Source organism: Achromobacter mucicolens, assembly GCF_029866465.1.
Taxonomy (GTDB): Bacteria; Pseudomonadota; Gammaproteobacteria; order Burkholderiales; family Burkholderiaceae_B; genus Achromobacter; species Achromobacter mucicolens.
Genome location: NZ_CP123364.1, coordinates 18,313 through 34,508, shown reverse-complemented (window position 1 = coordinate 34,508; position 16,196 = coordinate 18,313). Strand labels below are relative to the sequence as shown.

The following is a 16,196-nucleotide window of genomic DNA, read 5'->3' as shown; positions in this document are numbered from 1 at the left end:
GTCAGCCTCCGGCCTGGTTGAACACGGCCCCGTAGCGGCGCTCGATGATGCGGTTGGCCGACAGCAGCACCACCACGGTCGCCACCAGCAGCACCACGGCCAGCGCCGCGCCCAGCGGCCAGTTCAGGGTGTTCAGGAACTCGTCGTAGGCGGCGGTGGCCACGTTCTTCAAGCGCCGCCCGCCGATGATGGCCGGCGTGGCGAACGAGCTGGCCGCCATCGCAAACACCATGATTGCGCCCGAGAGGATGCCGGGCATCACCTGCGGCACGATCACGCGCCGGATGACGGTGAACTGGCTGGCGCCCAGCGACAGCGCAGCCGCCTCGGTAGCGGGGTTGATCCGCTGCAGCGACGCCCACACCGAGATCACCATGAAGGGCACCAGCACGTGCGTCAGCGCAATGCCCACCCCCAGGTTGCTGTACATGAGGTCGATGGGGGTGGAGATCAGGCCGATGCCCATCAGCGCCTTGTTGATGAGGCCGGTGGACCCGAACAGCAACGCCCAGCCCAGCGTGCGCACCACCACCGAAATCAGCAGCGGGCCCAGCACCACCATCAAAAATAGGCCCTTCCACGGATTGGCCATGCGCGACAGCACGTAGGCTTCGGCCGTGCCCAGCACCAGGCACGCCACGGTCACGGCCGCGGCCACGCCAAACGTGCGCGCGTAGATCTCGTAGTAGTAGCCGTCCGAGAAGATCTCGATGTAGTTCTTCCAGGTAAAGGTGGCCTCGATGCCGCCGTAGAACTGGAAGTCGAAGAAGCTGATCAGAAACACCAGCGCCATCGGCACCACGAGGAACGTGGCATACACTACCAGCGCCGGGGCGCTCAGCACCCACGGATTGGTGCGCGCGCTCATGACGCGTTGCCTTGCGGCGCGGCCGCCGGATCGACGGCGCACATGTCCTGCGCGCGCCAGCGCAGATGCACGGTCTCGCCTTCGGCGGGCACCGGCACGCCGTCGTTCTGCCGGATCACCATCACTTCGCCGACCGACGTTTCCACCTGGCACAACCAATGGTTGCCCTGGAAGACGCGCGTCTTCATGCGGCCCGGCAATGCACAGGCCGCGGGCTCGGAAAACAGGATCTTTTCGGGCCGCACGATCACCGCGCCCTGCGGCACCGGTGCGCCCGCCAGACCAATGTGGGCCTCGCCGATGCGCGCGCGGGTCTCGCCTTCGTACTGCTCGGCCTGCGGCGTGAACACGTTGGCCTTGCCCAGGAAACCGCCCACGAAATGGCTGGCAGGCCCTTCGTACGCGGCAAAGGGTTCGGCCACCTGTTCGACGCGGCCCTGGTTCATCACCACGATGCGGTCCGACAGCGCCAGAGCCTCGGACTGATCGTGCGTGACGAGAATGGTCGTGGTGCCGACCGTGCGCTGGATGCTGCGCAATTCCAGCTGCATCTCTTCGCGCAGCTTGGCGTCCAGGTTGGAGAGCGGTTCGTCCAGCAGCAGCACGCTCGGCCGGATGACCAGCGCCCGCGCCAGCGCCACGCGCTGCTGCTGGCCGCCGGACATGCGCGCCGGGTGCCGGTCGGCCAGATGCGACAGGCCCACGAGCTTGAGCGCATCGGCCACGCGGGCCTGGCGCTCGTCCTTTTTCACGCGCTGCATCTCCAGGCCGAACGACACGTTCTCGGCCGCGGTCATGTGCGGAAAGAGCGCATAGTTCTGGAACACCATGCCCAGCCCGCGCTTGTTGGCGGGCACCTTGCTGACGTCCTTGCCGTTCAGCACGATGCTGCCGCCGGACGGTTCGACGAAGCCGGCGATCATCTGCAGCGTGGTGGTCTTGCCGCAGCCGGACGGTCCCAGCAGCGAGATGAATTCGCCTTTGTTTACCGACAGGCTCAGGTTTTCAACGGCCGTGGTGTCGCCGTAGCGCTTGCTCAGGCGGTCAAGCACAAGATAGGTCATGAATGCTCCCGGTGGGCGGCAGTGGCGCCGCCCGTATGCCCACGCGTCAGCGCTCGATTTCCCGCGTCCAGCGCTTGTTCCAGTCGTCCCGGTTCTGATTGACCGTATCCCAGTCGATCACGATCAGATCGGCGGCGCGCTTGCCGATGGGCAGCGGCACACGGGGATCGTCCGTGACCTTGGCCTTCTTGTTGACCGGACCATAGCCGTACGCGGAAGCGAGCTTTTCCTGGACCTCGGGCGACACCAGGTATTCGACGAAGGCCTGCGCCTTCGGGTTGGCATTGGGTTTGGCGATCGGACACACGGAAGACAGCAGCGCGTAGGCGCCTTCCTGCGGATAGACGAATCCGACCGGAAAGCCCGTGTCGGCAAACGCCTTGACGCGGCCGCTGCCCCAGACCGCGATGGTGGCCTGCCCGCTGGAGAAGAGCTCGGTCATCTTGCCGGGCGAAGGCTCATAGACCAGCACGTTGGGACCGACCTCGTTCTTGAACGTGGTGAAGCCCGGATCGATCTTCTTTTCGCCGCCGCCGCCTTCGCGGGCGTATTCCACCAGCGTGTGCAGGCCATAGGTGTTGTTCAGCGGCGGAATGACCAGTTGCTTCTTGTACTTGGGATCCTTCAGGTCCTTCCAGGACGTGGGCGGCGCCCATTTCTTCTCGTCGAAGACCTTCTTGTTGTACATGATGCCCGTGGCCACGATGCCGATGGCGACCGCCTTGTCGTCCTTGTAGCGTGCGGTGGTGTAGATGTCGTCGGCGGGCAGGTTCTTGATGGGTTCGCAAAAACCCAGCGCAATGGCCTGGTACATGGGGCCGTCATCGATGATGGCGACGTCGATCTGCTGGTTGCTCTTTTGCGCCTGCAGGCGCGCCACGGTGTTGGTGGAATTGCCGGCCACGTAATCCAGCTCGACGCCATGCTGCTTGGCGAAGGGCGGGAAGATGTCCTTGCGCATGATGTCTTCGAACGAGCCGCCGTAGCCGGCCACCACCAGTTTCTGCTGCGCCTGTGCGTTTGCGCCCAGCCCGGCCGCTACCGCCGCCGCCGCGAGCACTGCAAGTACCTTGCTCATGAGAACCCCCGAATTTTGGAAGAGAACTGCAAGAACCGACTGATTTGTTGCCCGGCGACCTCATGTCCGCCGTACAATTTGTCCGTACATGAATGTCCGGACAAATAATGAATCCCGCATGACTGCCTTGTCAATCGGTTATTGTCCGGACAAACCCTATAAAACCAATCAAGGAGCCAACCTCATGACCCGATCCTCCGAGCGCGCTGCCAGCCCCGGCGGGGAGCGGCAAGCCCGCGGCCGGCCCGGCGCGGCGCTCCCGGCAGACATGTCGGGTGGCCCCCGCTACAAGAGCATCTATCAGTCGCTCTCGCAGGACATCAGCTCCGGGCGCTACCCCGTCATGACGCTGCTTCCCACCGAGCACGAACTGTGCGAACAATTCGGCGCCAGCCGCCACACCATCCGCGAAGCGATCCGCATGCTGACGGTGGCGGGCGTGGTGTCGCGCCGGCCGGGCGTGGGCACGCGTGTCGAAACGGCCCGCGCGACGACCCGTTTCACGCAGCGCATCTCGCAGTTTCCCGATCTGCTGCAGTACGCGCGCAACGCGGCACTGCTGGTGCAGGACGTGCGCACCGTCAAGCTGACCAAGCGCCTTGCCGAAACGCTGGGCTGCGAAGCCGGGCAAGAATGGCTGCACATCAACTCGATCAAGACACTGGACGATCCCGACGTGCCGGCCGCCAGCACGCTCATCTACACGAACCCGGCGCATTCGGACGTGCTGGTGGATGTGAAGTCGCGGATCTCGCTGCTGCGGCTGATCGAGGACCACTTCGGCGACCGCATCACCGAGGTCAACCAGGAGTTCTCCGCCACGCCGATCGGCGCGGCGATCGCCAGGCAACTTCAAGTCGACACCGGCACGCCCGGCTTTGTCATCACCCGCCGGTACTACGGCGACGGCGGCGTGCTGCTGCTTGCCACCATCACCACGTTTCCGCACGACAAGATGAAGTACTCGATGACCCTGAACGTCAGTTGACGCGCGGCTCGGTCTACGCGGACAGCCCATAGTCCGCACGCGCCGCGTGAGGGCTGATCTTGCCGTCAGCCAGGTCCTGTTCCACGCGCGCCCGCGGCCGCTCCGACGGCGCGCCATAACCGCCGGCCCCCGGCGTTTCGATGCGCACGCTATCGCCAGCCGCAAGCGCAATGTTGGCGGTCTTGGAAAAAAGCTCCTCGGCCTGCGGCGTTCCGAAGTTGCGGATCAGGCGCGCGCGGCGGCCATCTCCACCGCCGTCAACGCCTGCGGCCACGCCGACGGTGTGGCTGTCCGAGCGCGCCGAGAACACGATGCCTGGTCCCACCGCGCGTATCTGCTTGGCGATGCCCATGCCGCCGCGCGTGCGGCCCGCGCCGCCCGAGTCCTGAATCATCGCGTACTCGTCCATCAGCAGGGGATACTCGTTCTCCAGCGCTTCGACCGGCAGGTTCGACGTGTTGGTCATGTGCACATGCACCGCATCCATGCCGTCCGCATCGAATCGCGCCCCCGCGCCGCCGCCCAAGGTTTCCAGGTACACGAAGTGTCCCGCGCGCTCGCGCCACCGGCCCGAGAACACGATGGCGGGGCAGCAGTCGTTGCTGGAAGCCATGGTCTTTTCCGGCGGCAGCAGGCCCCGAAATGCACCGAAGATCGCGCCGGCGACCTTCTGCGCGGTGATGGACCGCGCGCCCACCGCGGCCGGATGCTCGGGATTGGTGATGGTGCCCACGGGCGCGGACAGCGTGATCGGGTCGAACAGCCCGGCATTGGGCGCCAGATCCGGATCCAGCAGCGCCTTCACCGCGTAGTAGACGCAGGCGCGCAGGGCATTGAACGGCAGGTTCATGGCGCCGCGCGCCTGCTTGCCCGATCCGTCGAAGTCGAAATGCAGATTGTCCGGGCCCACGGTCAGCGTCACCTGGATGGGCACCGGATCGCCGCCCATGCCGTCGTCGTCAAGATCGCTGCGGAAGGTGTAGCTGCCGGGGCGCAGCTCGGCGATGCGGTTCAAGAGGCGTTTGCGCGTATAGGCGATCACGTCGTCCACCGAGCGCAGCACAGCTTGCAGCCCCATCTGGCGGATCAGTCCCTGCACCGCGGCCGCGCCGCGGCGGTTGGTCGCCATCTGCACGCGCAGGTCGAGCACGCGCTCTTCCGGATCGCGGGTGTTCGCGCAGATGAGGCGCAGCAGGTCCTCGTCGGCCTGGCCCGCGCGGGCCAGGCGGCAGGCGGGGATGCGGATGCCTTCCTCGAAGATCGACTTCAGCCCGCCGGCAATAGAGCCAGGCACGGCGCCGCCCACGTCGGAGTGATGCGCGATGTTGGCGGCAAAAAATCGCAGCGTGCCTTCCCAGAACACCGGCGTGATGATGTTGATGTCGGGCAGGTGGCTGCCGTCGGCCAGGTACGGATCGTTGCAGATGAACACGTCGCCGTCGCGGATCTGGTCTTCGGCAAACGTGCGCAGGATGGCGCGCATGGCGCCGTCCAGCGATCCGAGGTGCAGCGGGATCTGCGTGCCCTGCGCGACCAGCCGCCCTGCCGCGTCAAAGAGCGCCACCGAGCAATCCTTGCGTTCCTTGATGTTGGTCGAGAACGAGGCGCGCACCAGCGTGTTGTTCATGTCTTCGGTGATCGACAGCAGGCGGTTGCAGAACACCTCCATGCCGATCGGATCCGCCAGGACCGAGGCGCTGTCCGCCTCGCGCGGGTCAATGGAATCAGGCTTGTTCATGCGAGCCTCCTTGCAAACGGATGATCAGGTTGCCGAATTCGTCGACGCTGGCCTCGTGGCCCACGCCGACCACCGTGGTCGAGCTCATTTCCTCGAGCAGCGCCGGGCCCTGAAAGCGCGCGCCGGTCGGCACGCGGTCGCGGTCGTACACGGGCGTTTGCAGCCAGCCATGCGCCGGCCCGAAGTACGCCTTGCGCTCGCCCAGCCGCGCGTCCTGCAGCGTGCCGCCCACATGGCGTGGCGCGAGCGGCGCCTTCACCACCTGTCCGACCGCCTGCATGCGGCAATTGATGATCTGCACCTTGCGATCATCTACCGTGTAGCCGTATTCGCGCTCATGGGCCTCTTCAAAGCGCCGCGCGAATTGCGCGTAGCCGCCCGGGCCCGTGTCGTCCAGGCTGACCTGCACCTCGAAGTTCTGCCCCTCGTAGCGCGCGTCGATCGCGCTGTGGCACACGCGCAGCGCGGGATCGACGCGTTCGGACGCGAGCCAGTCGCGCGCCTGCGCGGCAAGCCCTTCGAAGATGGCGGTGATGGCGGGCCACGTGTCCTCGCTGGCGAGCGATATCTCGCTTTGCACGAAGTCGAACGAGATGTCGCTGAGCAAAATGCCGCGCGCGCACATCGTGCCGGGTTCCTGCGGCACGATGACGAGGGGGATGCCGCATTCCTCGGCCACTTCCACGGCGTGCAGCGGACCCGCGCCGCCGTAGGCATACAGCGCGAAGCGCGACAGGTCGTAGCCCCGCTCGGTGGAAACCGCCCGGATCGCGCGGCTCATGTTGGCGGCGGCGATGCGCAGGATGCCCTCGGCAGCCGCCTCCATGGACAGGCCTAGCGGTTCGGCGACGCGGCCGCGGATGACCTCGCGCGCCGCATCGGCATACACCGGCATGCGGCCGTTCAAGAGCGCCACGGGGTTGAGCCGCTGCAACGCGATTTCGGCGTCGGTGATGGTGGGCTCCTGGCCGCCACGGCCGTAGCCCACCGGGCCCGGCACCGCGCCCGCGCTGTGCGGACCCACCTTCAGCGCGCCGGCATCGTCCAGCCACGCAATGCTGCCGCCGCCCGCGCCGATGACATGGATGTCGACCATCGGCGTCTTGACCGGATAGCCGGCGACATGGCGATGCGAGGTGAAGAGCGGCCTGCCTTCGCACACCAGCGACACGTCCGTGCTGGTGCCGCCCACGTCGAACGTCACGAGGTTCAGGCTGCCGATGGCGCGTCCCACGGCCGCGGCGCCGACCACGCCGGCGGCGGGGCCGGACAGGCAGGTGCGCACTGGATACTGGCGCACCGTGGCGATCGACATCAGGCCGCCGTTGGAGTGAATGGTGTGCGGTTCATGCCCGATGTCCAGTTCCCGCACCCGCTTCAGGAAACGCTCCAGGTAGCGCGCCATCTTCGGCCCGACCGCCGCATTGAGCACGGTGGTGGACAGGCGCTCGTATTCGCGGAACTCGGGCAACACCTCGGACGACTGACTGATGTACGCATCCGGCATTTCTTCCTGGACGATGCTGGCCGCGCGCCGCTCGTGCGCCGGGTTGCGGTAAGCATGCAGAAAGCAGATCGTCACGGCCTCGATGCCGGCCTTGGCGAAGCGCCGCGCCGCATCGCGCACCTGCGCTTCGTCCAGCGCCGTCAGGACCTCGCCCGCCGCGTTGACGCGCTCGTCGACTTCGGCGCGGAATTCGCGCGGCACCGCGACGGGCGGCTTGCCCACGCTGTAGTCGTACAGGTGCGGGCGCGTCTGGCGGCCGATCTCCAGCACGTCGCGAAAGCCCCGTGTGGTGATCAGGCCGACGCGCGCGCCTTTGCGTTCGATGATGAGGTTGGTGGCCACCGTGGTGCCATGGCCCACGTGCGACACCTGCGACGGCGCGACGCCATGATCCGCAAGCATCTGACCGATGCCCGTGGCGATGGCCTCGGAGGGATCGTGCGGCGTGGAGGGCACCTTGTGAAAGTGCACCACGCCGGCGTCCTCGTCGATCATCGTGAAATCGGTAAACGTGCCTCCGACGTCTATCCCTATGCGATACATATCGTTCTTTCCAAAAAATGAGGGTCAGTCCAGACGAATGCCGGCTTTCTTCACCACCTGGCACCACTTGCTGATTTCGTCCTTGATCATCGAGCCGAACGCCGGGCCCGCAACGTCCGACACCTGAGCGCCCTGCTGCTCGAGATAGGTCTTCATGGCGGGCGCGTGCAGGGTCTGCACCAGGCCGTCGGTCAGCTTGGTGCGCAAGGGTTCGGGCATGTTGGCGGGCGCCAGCATGCCGAACCACACCATGGCCTCGTAACCGGGGTAGCCGGACTCGGCGACGGTGGGCACGTCGGGCAACATGGCCGAGCGCTGCGGCGAGGTCACCGCCAGCGCCTTGATCTTGCCGTCCTTGATGTAGGGGTACGACGTCATCACGACGTCCATCATCATGTTGATCTGTCCGCCCACCAGGTCGATGAGCGCGGGGCCGGAGCCGCGGTAAGGCACATGCACCATCGACACCCCGGCGGTGGACTTGAAGAGTTCGGCGGCCAGGTGATTGGACGTGCCCTGGCCGTTGGAGGCGAAGGAATACTTCTCGGGCTCTTTCTTCAGCAGGGCCACAAACTCCTGCAGGTTGTTGGCGGGGACGGACTGGTTCACCGACATGACGTTGGGGATCGTGGCCACGACCGTCAGCGGCGTGAAGTCCTTGACCGCGTCGTACGGCAACTTGGAATAGACGCAGGGCGCGCTGCCGTGCGTGCTGACCGATCCCATGAGGATGGTGTAGCCGTCGGCGGGTTGGCGCGCGACGTACTCGGTGCCGACGGTGCCACCCGCGCCGGGCCGGTTTTCGACGATGACGTTGGCGCCCAGGCGCTGGCTCAGTCCTTCGGCGATCTTGCGCGCCACCAGGTCGGTGGAGCCGCCGGCCGCGAACGGCACGACGATACGGATGACCTTGTCAGGCCAGGCGGCGCTGGCGGTTCCGGCGGCCGCAAAGAGCGCGACGCCGGCGGCAATGCGACAGCAACTGCGAAGTAGCCCTGTTTTCATGGCTTGGTTTCCCCTTGTTGATAGAACTTCCTTATGGCCGGATCATGCGTGTCCGACCTTGGTTCGCTGCAACAACGAAGTCATGCTAGGCCTGGCGCCGCGATGACAGCAGTCCTACAGGTTTATATTTGTATAGATGCCATTTATGGACGCGCGGCGATGAAGAGTCCGGACCTGAATCTGCTTCTGCACTTCGATGCGCTGATGGCATGCAGAAATGTGTCGCGCGCGGCCGAGGCGATGAACATCAGCCAGCCGGCCATGAGCGCGGCAATGAACCGGCTGCGCCAGTTGTTCGGCGATCCGCTGCTGGTGCGCGAGGGCGGCGCGTGGCAGCCGACGCTGCGGGCGCTGGAACTGCACCAGCATTTCAAGCCGCTATTGGAGGGCTGGCATCGCGCGACGCGCACCCGCGAGGCGTTCGACCCGGCGCATTCGTCGCGCACGCTGTCGCTGTATGCGACCGATTATGTGCAGTACACGCTGCTGCCCAAGCTGATTCCGCGGCTTGCGGTGGATGCGCCGCACTTCCAGTTGCAGATCGTGCCGGCGCGCCCGCAGCACGGGCTGAGCATGCTGGACACCAATCATGTGGAGTTGATCGCGGGCTATTTTCCGGACCCGGCGCCGGATCTGCGCACGCGCTTTCTGTACCAGGAGCCGGCGGTGTGCATCGTGCGCGAAGGGCATCCGTGTTTGCGCAAGCGCTGGAACCTGGACGCCTACCTGAGCTACGGGCATCTGGATCTGGCCGCGCACACGCGCTACTTCAGCACGGCGATCGATCGCATCCTGATGGGCCAGAACCGCAGCCGCAAGATCGTGGCGACGCTGTCCAGCTATCTGGTGTGTCCGTTCATCGTGGAGGGATCTGACCTGATCGCGACGATGCCGGTGAGCATTGCGAAGGCGATGTCGGGCAGCGCGCGCATCGTGACGCAGAAGGTGCCGCTGACGTTGCCGCCCATTGCGGTGTCGTTGTACTGGCACGAGCGCTATCAGGACGATCCGGCGCACGCCTGGCTGCGGCAATATCTGGCAGGCGTGCTCGGGTAGCGGGAGGCGCTGTCTGCTATTGCAGCGGCAGGCAGATGCGGGTCTGCAATTGCGCGGGCGGGGTGGTGCGCGGGTCGTTCAGGTATTGCTCGAACATGGGGAAGTCCGCGGGGGCCATGCCGCTGGACGGGAGCCATTCGGCAAAGAGCCAGTCGTAGGGCTTGCGCATTTCGTTGTAGGGGCCGGTGTACGTGAGGATGGCGCAGCGGCCGGCGGGGATTTCGAAGCGTTCGAGTTCCTGGCCGATGTCGGCATCGGGCGCGACGGGCATGCCGGCCAGCGATCGCAACTGGCTTTCGGGGACCTGTTCGGGGTCATCGAAGTAGATGCCGTAGCCGATGGTGTCCGGGGTGGCGATGCCGCGGCCGATGGCGAGCATGAAGGCCCTTGAGAAGACGGGGCCGATGTCCTGGTAGCTGCCGCGATGGGGCAGGACGGCCAGGATGGTTCCAGGGAAGTTCTCGATGACGACGGGGTACATGGTCAGCTCCTTGGGGGTGGAAGACTGGGCGCGGGCGGCGCGATACCGGCCCGGCGGGGTGCCGAAGAGGGCGCCGAAGGCGCGGTTGAAGGCGGCGTCGGATTCGTAGCCGGCGCGTTGGGCGATGTCTCTCAATGGGATTTCGGAGCCGGCCAGGGCGGCAGCCGCGCGGTGCATGCGGATGCGCTGGACGGTGGCGTTGACCGTTTCTCCCATCATGGCGCGGTAGACGCGGTGGAAGTGATAGGGGGATAGGCAGGCCAGGTCGGCCAGGTGGTGCAGGTCTGGCGGGGCGTCTGGGTTGGCGGCTAGCCAGCGTAGGACGGGGTCCAGGCGTTGGGCGTGTTGGGATCGCGTTGCGGGTTTCAATGGGTTGCTCCTTGGTAGGGGCAATTTAGCTTTTGGGGGTTTGCAGATTTTGCGGTTTTTTTCTCTGGGTTGCGCCGGTGGGGTTCTTTAGACGCACGGCGCGGCGGCGGCCTTGGGGCGCGGGGCTACGATTGCGGTCCGGAGCCTTCGCTCCGGACTGCCCCTTCGTCATCTTCGTCCGCCTTCGGCTCCCTTCAGATTCCCTCGGGCGCATCTACACGCCCCGCGCCCCAAGGCCGCCGCCACACCGTGCTCTGTTAGTTCGAGTTTCCGCATCGCTGGGGCGGGCGGGGTGCTTGGCGTTTTTATGCTCGGGCGGTGCTTGGGAGGGAAGATCTTGCGGTGCCCGCTCCACGGCGGCCGCGCGGGCGGCCTGGTGGCGCTTACGCGGTGTCTTGCGTCATACGTTGGCGCTGCGCGCTCCGCTGGGTGCCGTGACGTTTTGCCGAGTAGCCGACTTGCGTGACACGGTGACTGGGCGTCAGTAGCCGCGCTGAGGGTCGTAGATGTTGGGAAGCGCCTCGCCGCGCTCGTTGGCTGCGATCAGCAGCGCGGTGTGGCGCGCGCGCTCCTTTCGGTCGGGGATCGCCGCGCAGTGGGGCGTGATGGTGATTCTTGGGTGCGTCCACAGTGGGGAGTCTTCAGGCAAGGGTTCCTGCTCGAAGACGTCCAGGATGGCCTGGTCCAGATGGCCGCTGTTCAGCGCATCCAGGATGTCCTCGGTGACCATGTGGGTGCCGCGGCCGGCGTTGATGAGGCTGGCGCCTTTTGGGAGCTGGGACAGCGTCGTGCGGTTGAGGATGCCGCGCGTCGTTTCGGTGGCGGGCAGGAGGCAGACGAGGAGGTCGGTGTTGGCGAGAAAGTCGGCGAACTGGTCCTGGCTTGCGTAGGACGGCATGTCGGGGAGCCTGCTGGCGCCGCGCGACCAGCCGCTGACGGGAAAGCCTGCGCCGGACAGGAGTTGGGCTGAGGCGATGCCAAGGTGGCCCAGGCCCATGATGCCGACGCGCACGTCGGCGGCGACGCGCAGGGAGTCGAAGAATTCCCAGTGGCGGCGGGCCTGGTTGTCGGTGATGCGTTTGACGTTGCGCGTGATCATGAGGGCGCTGGTGAGCACGTACTCGGCCATTTCGGTCTGGGTGCGCGCGGTGACCATGCGGGCGATGGGCAGGTGGCGCGGCAGGCCGGGGTCGGCGAGGATGTGGTCGACGCCGGCGCCGGCGCTGATGATGAGTTTCAGGTTGGGGAAGGTGGCCAGGCGGCCGGCGCCGGGGGCCCAGACGAGGGCGTAGTCGATGGTGGCGGGGTCGGGGTCTTCGTGCCAGCCGGCAACGTCCAGTTCCGGCGCGAACGCGCGGAAATGCGCGCGCCATTCTTCTGTCGCCTGGGGGCCGCCGGAATTGATGATGAGGCGCATGCGTGTCCTTGCTGCTGGAAGGCCGGCGCGGCGCGCCTGCGGGTTGTCCACAGGACGCCGCGCGTTGGCCTCAACGTTCGACCGTGCGGTTCCAGCGGGCGTTGAAGGCGGGCCGGGCCGCGTTGATCTGGTCCCAGTCCAGGATCTTAGCGTTGGCCATGTAGCCTTGGAAGCGCTTGAGCGTCTCGGCGTTGTCGGCGGACGCCTGGACGTTCTTGTTGGACGGGAAGTGGCCGCCCATTTCCAGCGCCTTGGCCTGGGCCTTGGCGGACAAGAGGTACAGCGCGAGCTTTTGCGCGAGTTCGGGTTCGCTGTTCTTGGCGATGACGCATTCGCCGACCATGAGGATGACGGAGCCTTCCTTGGGCTGGGCGTATTCCACCGGGATGTCGCGCTTTTTCAGGCGGGCGATGGCGGTGGGGGTGAGCGGGAAGATGGCGGCCTCGTCGGACTGGATCATCTCGGCCAGCTTGGCGGAGTTGGGGATGTACTCGAGCACATTGGGGCCGATGGTGGAGGGCCACTTCTTGAAGCCGGGCTCGTAGTTCTGGTCGTTGCCGCCTTCGATACGGTTGAACATCAGGAAGCCGTGCAGGCCGAAGGTGCTGCCGGAAGCAGACTGGAAGACGATCTTGCCCTTGTACTTGGGATCGGCCAGGTCCAGCCACGAGGTCGGCGGCGTCCAGCCATTCTTCTGGAAGAGGCGGGTGTTGTAGCCCAGGCCGGTCATGCCGATGTCGATGCCGGCGGCCATGCGGTCTTTCATCAGGGCGGTGGGATACAGCTCTTTCAGGACGGGGTCGTCGTTGAGCTGTTCGCACAGGCCCATCGAGATCGCGCGGGCCATGATGCCGTCATCCAGGAACATGACGTGCATCTGCGGATTGTCCTTGTAGGCCTGCGCCTTGGCCAGCACGTCTGTCGAGGTGCCGGGCACGACGACGATCTTGACGTTGTTGGCCTTCTCGAAGTCGGGGAACACGTGCTGCGTGAAGGCGCGTTCCATGTCGCCGCCGTTCATGCCGACGTACAACGTCTTTTGCTGCGCCATTGCGCCGGCGGACAGCAATGCCAGCACCGCCGCGCCCAGCAGGCGCTTCCCCTTGGTCAGGCGCTGCGCGCCCTGTTTCTTGTGCATCATGGTGACTCCAGCGTTTGCTCACGAAGACTCTCAGGCCGGGCCGCGGCGCCGTGAGCGGCGGGCGCGTACCGTTCAATGCGGAAGGCATCGATAGGAATGGAGGATCGGCCGTGCACGACCAGTTCGGACAGGACTTCGCCGACGGCCGGGCCGATCTGAAAGCCCGCGCCGGACAGGCCGAAGGCATGAAAGAGACCGGGCACGATGGCGCTGGGTCCGAGCACGGGATTGTGGTCGGGCATGTTGCCTTCCACCCCCGTCCAGAAGCGGATGACCTGCGCGCCGCGCAGCACGGGCAGCAGCGTTGCCGCATTGGCCATCAGCGCGCCGAGGTTGTCGCGCCCCGGGCGGGCGTAGTCGGCGTCCGCCGAGACGCCGCGCCCGCCGCCGATGACGCAGTTGCCGCGCGCGACCTGGCGCGCGTAGATGCCGCCGCCTTGCATGCCCAGGCTAACGTCCATGAACAGCGGCAGGGGTTCGGTCACCATCATGAGGGGATGAATGGACGTTTCGGGCACGGGTTCGCCAAAGCCTTCGGCGAAGCGGCCGGCCCAGGCGCCCGCGCAGTTGAGCAGCACGCGCGCGCGCACTTCCAGCGTGTCGCTGGCGCGCACGGTGAATCGCGTGCCGTCGTGCGTGGCTGATGTGACGCGCACGCCTTCGCGCACGTCGGCGCCCAGCGCGGCCGCGGCACGCCCGAAGGCTGGGGACACGAGCCGAGGGTTGGCGTGGCCGTCCTGCGGGCAGAACGAGCCGCCCACCACGCGCTGGCCCAACCAGCCGAAGCGCCGCGCCAGCGCGCGGCGGTCCAGGATTTGAAGATCCATGCCAAAGCCGCGCGTGCTGTCGCGATAGGCCTGCAGCAACGCCAGGTCGGCGTCGGAGCAGGCCAGCTTCAAATGCCCGGAGCGCACATACTCGCCGTCGATGCCGATCAGCTCGGGCAGCTTGCCCCACAGCTCATGCGCGCGCCGCGCGAGCGGCAGCTGTTCAACGCCGCGGCCCTGTCGCCGCACGCCGCCGTAGTTGACGCCGCTGGCCTTGGCGCCGCACAGCGCCGCTTCCAGCAGCACCACGGGCACGCCCTGGCGGCGCAGGAACAGCGCGGCGCTGCCGCCAACGATGCCGCCGCCGATGATCGCGACTTCGGTGTCGATGCGTTCCATCATACGGCCTCCATCACGGGGCCTTTTTTCGCGGGCCGTTCCAGGCACACCACGTTGACCGGGATGGGTTTGACCGGCGGCTGGTTGCGCAGCCGGCCCACGGCGCGCGGCGCGCAGCCCACGGCGTGGGCCAGGACTTCCGCGCCGGCAACGCCGCACATGCGGCCCTGGCAACGGCCCATGCCCACGCGCGTCAGCGCTTTCAGGCGATTCATCTCCCGCACGCCGTTCTCGTGCACGGCCTGGCGGATGGCGCCGGCGGTGACTTCCTCGCAGCGGCAGACGACGGTGTCGTCGGCGATGCCGGCGGCCCAGTCCTCGGGAAACGGGAAGGCGCGTTCAAGCGCGTCGCGCACGCGGCGGTTGGCCGTCAGTTGCGATTCCAGCACGCGCGCGCGGCGCGCGTCGTGCGGATGCCCGGTGTCTTCAAGCAGCGCCAGCGCCGCGCGTTCGCCCGCCAGTTCGGCGGCGTCGGCGCCGCCGATGCCTGCGCCATCGCCGGCGACGTAGACGCCCGCCACGCTGCTGCGGCCAGCGGCATCGCGCCGCGGGATCCAGTTGCGGTCACGTTCGTTGAATTCAAAGTCGCAGCCGATCAGGCTGGCAAGCTGGGTTTCGGGCCGCAGCGACAGGCCAAAGCCGACCGCATCGCAATCGACCGTATGGGTGCGTGCACCCTGCCGGTAGGACAGGCCCGTGACGCGGTCTGTGCCCGCAACGGCCACGGGCCGCACGCCGCTGCGCAACGGAACGCCGTGCGCGCGCAGCCACGCCATGTAGTAAAGGCCCTTGGCCAGCAGCGCGGGCGCGCGCAGCATGCCGGGCAGCGCGGCAGCGCGGTCGGCAAAGCGGGACGTGTCCAGGACGGCTGCGACTTGCGCGCCCGCCTTGGCGTACTGATAGGCCACCAGATACAGCAGGGGGCCGGTGCCCATGAACGCGACGCGCGAACCGATGCCGCATCCCTGGTGCTTGAGCGCCACCTGCGATCCGCCCAGCGTGTAGACGCCGGGCGTCAGCCAGCCGGGAAACGGCAGCACGCGGTCGGTGGCGCCGGTGGCAAGGATGAGGTGGGTGTAGGGCACGGTGGTGCTGACGCCGTCGCGCAGCACGTCCAGCGTCCTGCCCTCGACGTTCCAGACGAGACAGCCGGGGCGGTATTCCACGCTGCCCTGCAACGCCTGCATGGTCCGGTGCACGGCGTCGGCCTTGCGGTGTTCGAAGCCGTACAGCGCGGATTTGGGCCGCGAGAAGCCGGGCGGCGGCTGCCGGTAGATCTGGCCGCCAGGCCGCAGACCTTCGTCCAGGATCACGGGCCGCAGGCCTTGCGTGGCCAGCGTCTGGGCCGCGCGGATGCCGGCCGGACCCGCACCGACGATCACGGGCATCACGGCGGTCATGGCGTGTCGTCCTCGGGCCAGGCGGCGACCGACAGCGTGCCGGGCGCGGCTGCCGGCGCCAGCGCGGCGCTCTGCAGCCGCATGCCGGGCTCGATATACGTGGAACAGGCGCGCACGCGCTCGCCGTTTTCAAGCTGCACCCAGCAGTCCTGGCAGGCGCCCATCATGCAGAAGCCGGCGCGCGGCCCGCCCCCGAATTCCGAGACGCGCAGGCGCTCGCCCTGCGTCAGGACGGCGGTCAGGACCGTGTCGCCGGCAAGCGCCGTGCAGGGCTGTCCGTCGAACGTGAAGGTCAACGCGGGCCGGCCGGTTTCGGCCAGGCGTTTCAGGATTGCCATGGCGCGCGCGGCTCCTTTGCGGCTGTCGGCAGCGATT

General features: G+C 67.0%; 14 protein-coding genes. 2 read left to right on the top strand and 12 right to left on the bottom strand.

Translation table 11 applies throughout. The features are described 5' to 3' along the window. Position 1 precedes the first annotated feature (1 nt). From QEP15_RS00155 to QEP15_RS00145, 3 genes are read right to left on the bottom strand one after another with little or no spacing between them, the layout of a single operon-like run. Complete coding sequence (locus QEP15_RS00155; RefSeq protein WP_056327672.1) at positions 2-868, bottom strand: ABC transporter permease; 867 nt, start codon at positions 866-868, stop codon at positions 2-4. After that, the gene (locus tag QEP15_RS00150; RefSeq protein WP_063953571.1) at positions 865-1,932 is read right to left on the bottom strand and encodes an ABC transporter ATP-binding protein; all 1,068 of its coding nucleotides are present in this window, start codon (positions 1,930-1,932) and stop codon (positions 865-867) included. The genes QEP15_RS00155 and QEP15_RS00150 overlap by 4 nt, the downstream gene beginning before the upstream one ends. Positions 1,933-1,978: 46 nt before the next feature. Then, a complete protein-coding gene (locus QEP15_RS00145) occupies positions 1,979-3,010 on the bottom strand; it encodes an ABC transporter substrate-binding protein (protein ID WP_056327670.1) in 1,032 nt (343 codons plus the stop codon). A 184-nt stretch (positions 3,011-3,194) separates the two neighbouring features. Here QEP15_RS00145 and QEP15_RS00140 point away from each other — a divergent pair, with 184 nt between their 5' ends. Beyond that, positions 3,195-3,998, top strand: a complete 804-nt coding sequence (locus QEP15_RS00140; RefSeq protein WP_062839324.1) for a GntR family transcriptional regulator — start codon at positions 3,195-3,197, stop codon at positions 3,996-3,998. Positions 3,999-4,011: 13 nt separating this feature from the next. Here QEP15_RS00140 and QEP15_RS00135 read toward each other — a convergent pair whose 3' ends face one another. The 3 genes from QEP15_RS00135 to QEP15_RS00125 are packed head-to-tail and all read right to left on the bottom strand — an operon-like array spanning position 4,012 to position 8,791. Further along, entirely contained in the window at positions 4,012-5,736 is a 1,725-nt protein-coding gene (locus tag QEP15_RS00135) for a hydantoinase B/oxoprolinase family protein (RefSeq protein WP_152383059.1), read from the bottom strand. Beyond that, positions 5,723-7,786, bottom strand: coding sequence for a hydantoinase/oxoprolinase family protein (locus tag QEP15_RS00130; protein WP_280148275.1), 2,064 nt, complete (start codon positions 7,784-7,786; stop codon positions 5,723-5,725). Before QEP15_RS00130 ends, QEP15_RS00135 begins: the two co-directional genes overlap by 14 nt. Positions 7,787-7,810: 24 nt before the next feature. Then, the gene (locus QEP15_RS00125; protein ID WP_062839321.1) at positions 7,811-8,791 is read right to left on the bottom strand and encodes a Bug family tripartite tricarboxylate transporter substrate binding protein; all 981 of its coding nucleotides are present in this window, start codon (positions 8,789-8,791) and stop codon (positions 7,811-7,813) included. A gap of 159 nt (positions 8,792-8,950) precedes the next feature. Between QEP15_RS00125 and QEP15_RS00120 the strand changes: the two genes are divergently transcribed. Beyond that, the gene (locus QEP15_RS00120) at positions 8,951-9,847 is read left to right on the top strand and encodes a LysR family transcriptional regulator (protein ID WP_280148274.1); all 897 of its coding nucleotides are present in this window, start codon (positions 8,951-8,953) and stop codon (positions 9,845-9,847) included. A gap of 16 nt (positions 9,848-9,863) precedes the next feature. Here the strand turns inward: QEP15_RS00120 and QEP15_RS00115 are convergent, their stop codons facing one another. From QEP15_RS00115 to QEP15_RS00090, 6 genes are all read right to left on the bottom strand, one after another. Beyond that, positions 9,864-10,697 carry an AraC family transcriptional regulator gene (locus tag QEP15_RS00115; RefSeq protein WP_152383057.1) on the bottom strand — a complete coding sequence of 278 codons (834 nt, stop codon included), beginning with the start codon at positions 10,695-10,697 and terminating at the stop codon, positions 9,864-9,866. A gap of 481 nt (positions 10,698-11,178) precedes the next feature. Then, a complete protein-coding gene (locus QEP15_RS00110; protein WP_280148273.1) occupies positions 11,179-12,114 on the bottom strand; it encodes a 2-hydroxyacid dehydrogenase in 936 nt (311 codons plus the stop codon). Between the two features lie 70 nt (positions 12,115-12,184). Continuing rightward, the gene (locus QEP15_RS00105; RefSeq protein WP_280148272.1) at positions 12,185-13,255 is read right to left on the bottom strand and encodes an ABC transporter substrate-binding protein; all 1,071 of its coding nucleotides are present in this window, start codon (positions 13,253-13,255) and stop codon (positions 12,185-12,187) included. Further along, complete coding sequence (locus tag QEP15_RS00100; protein WP_280148271.1) at positions 13,252-14,424, bottom strand: NAD(P)/FAD-dependent oxidoreductase; 1,173 nt, start codon at positions 14,422-14,424, stop codon at positions 13,252-13,254. Before QEP15_RS00100 ends, QEP15_RS00105 begins: the two co-directional genes overlap by 4 nt. Beyond that, complete coding sequence (locus QEP15_RS00095) at positions 14,421-15,821, bottom strand: FAD/NAD(P)-dependent oxidoreductase (RefSeq protein WP_280148270.1); 1,401 nt, start codon at positions 15,819-15,821, stop codon at positions 14,421-14,423. Before QEP15_RS00095 ends, QEP15_RS00100 begins: the two co-directional genes overlap by 4 nt. Continuing rightward, on the bottom strand, positions 15,818-16,159 hold the full coding sequence (locus QEP15_RS00090; RefSeq protein ID WP_280148269.1) for a (2Fe-2S)-binding protein: 342 nt from the start codon (positions 16,157-16,159) through the stop codon (positions 15,818-15,820). Before QEP15_RS00090 ends, QEP15_RS00095 begins: the two co-directional genes overlap by 4 nt. Positions 16,160-16,196 lie beyond the last annotated feature (37 nt).

Coding starts and splice junctions, on each gene's coding strand:
- QEP15_RS00155 (WP_056327672.1), bottom strand. CDS start 868: ATGAGCGCGCGCACCAATCCGTGGGTGCTGAGCGCCCCGGCGCTGGTA.
- QEP15_RS00150 (WP_063953571.1), bottom strand. CDS start 1,932: ATGACCTATCTTGTGCTTGACCGCCTGAGCAAGCGCTACGGCGACACC.
- QEP15_RS00145 (WP_056327670.1), bottom strand. CDS start 3,010: ATGAGCAAGGTACTTGCAGTGCTCGCGGCGGCGGCGGTAGCGGCCGGG.
- QEP15_RS00140 (WP_062839324.1), top strand. CDS start 3,195: ATGACCCGATCCTCCGAGCGCGCTGCCAGCCCCGGCGGGGAGCGGCAA.
- QEP15_RS00135 (WP_152383059.1), bottom strand. CDS start 5,736: ATGAACAAGCCTGATTCCATTGACCCGCGCGAGGCGGACAGCGCCTCG.
- QEP15_RS00130 (WP_280148275.1), bottom strand. CDS start 7,786: ATGTATCGCATAGGGATAGACGTCGGAGGCACGTTTACCGATTTCACG.
- QEP15_RS00125 (WP_062839321.1), bottom strand. CDS start 8,791: ATGAAAACAGGGCTACTTCGCAGTTGCTGTCGCATTGCCGCCGGCGTC.
- QEP15_RS00120 (WP_280148274.1), top strand. CDS start 8,951: ATGAAGAGTCCGGACCTGAATCTGCTTCTGCACTTCGATGCGCTGATG.
- QEP15_RS00110 (WP_280148273.1), bottom strand. CDS start 12,114: ATGCGCCTCATCATCAATTCCGGCGGCCCCCAGGCGACAGAAGAATGG.
- QEP15_RS00105 (WP_280148272.1), bottom strand. CDS start 13,255: ATGATGCACAAGAAACAGGGCGCGCAGCGCCTGACCAAGGGGAAGCGC.
- QEP15_RS00100 (WP_280148271.1), bottom strand. CDS start 14,424: ATGATGGAACGCATCGACACCGAAGTCGCGATCATCGGCGGCGGCATC.
- QEP15_RS00095 (WP_280148270.1), bottom strand. CDS start 15,821: ATGACCGCCGTGATGCCCGTGATCGTCGGTGCGGGTCCGGCCGGCATC.
- QEP15_RS00090 (WP_280148269.1), bottom strand. CDS start 16,159: ATGGCAATCCTGAAACGCCTGGCCGAAACCGGCCGGCCCGCGTTGACC.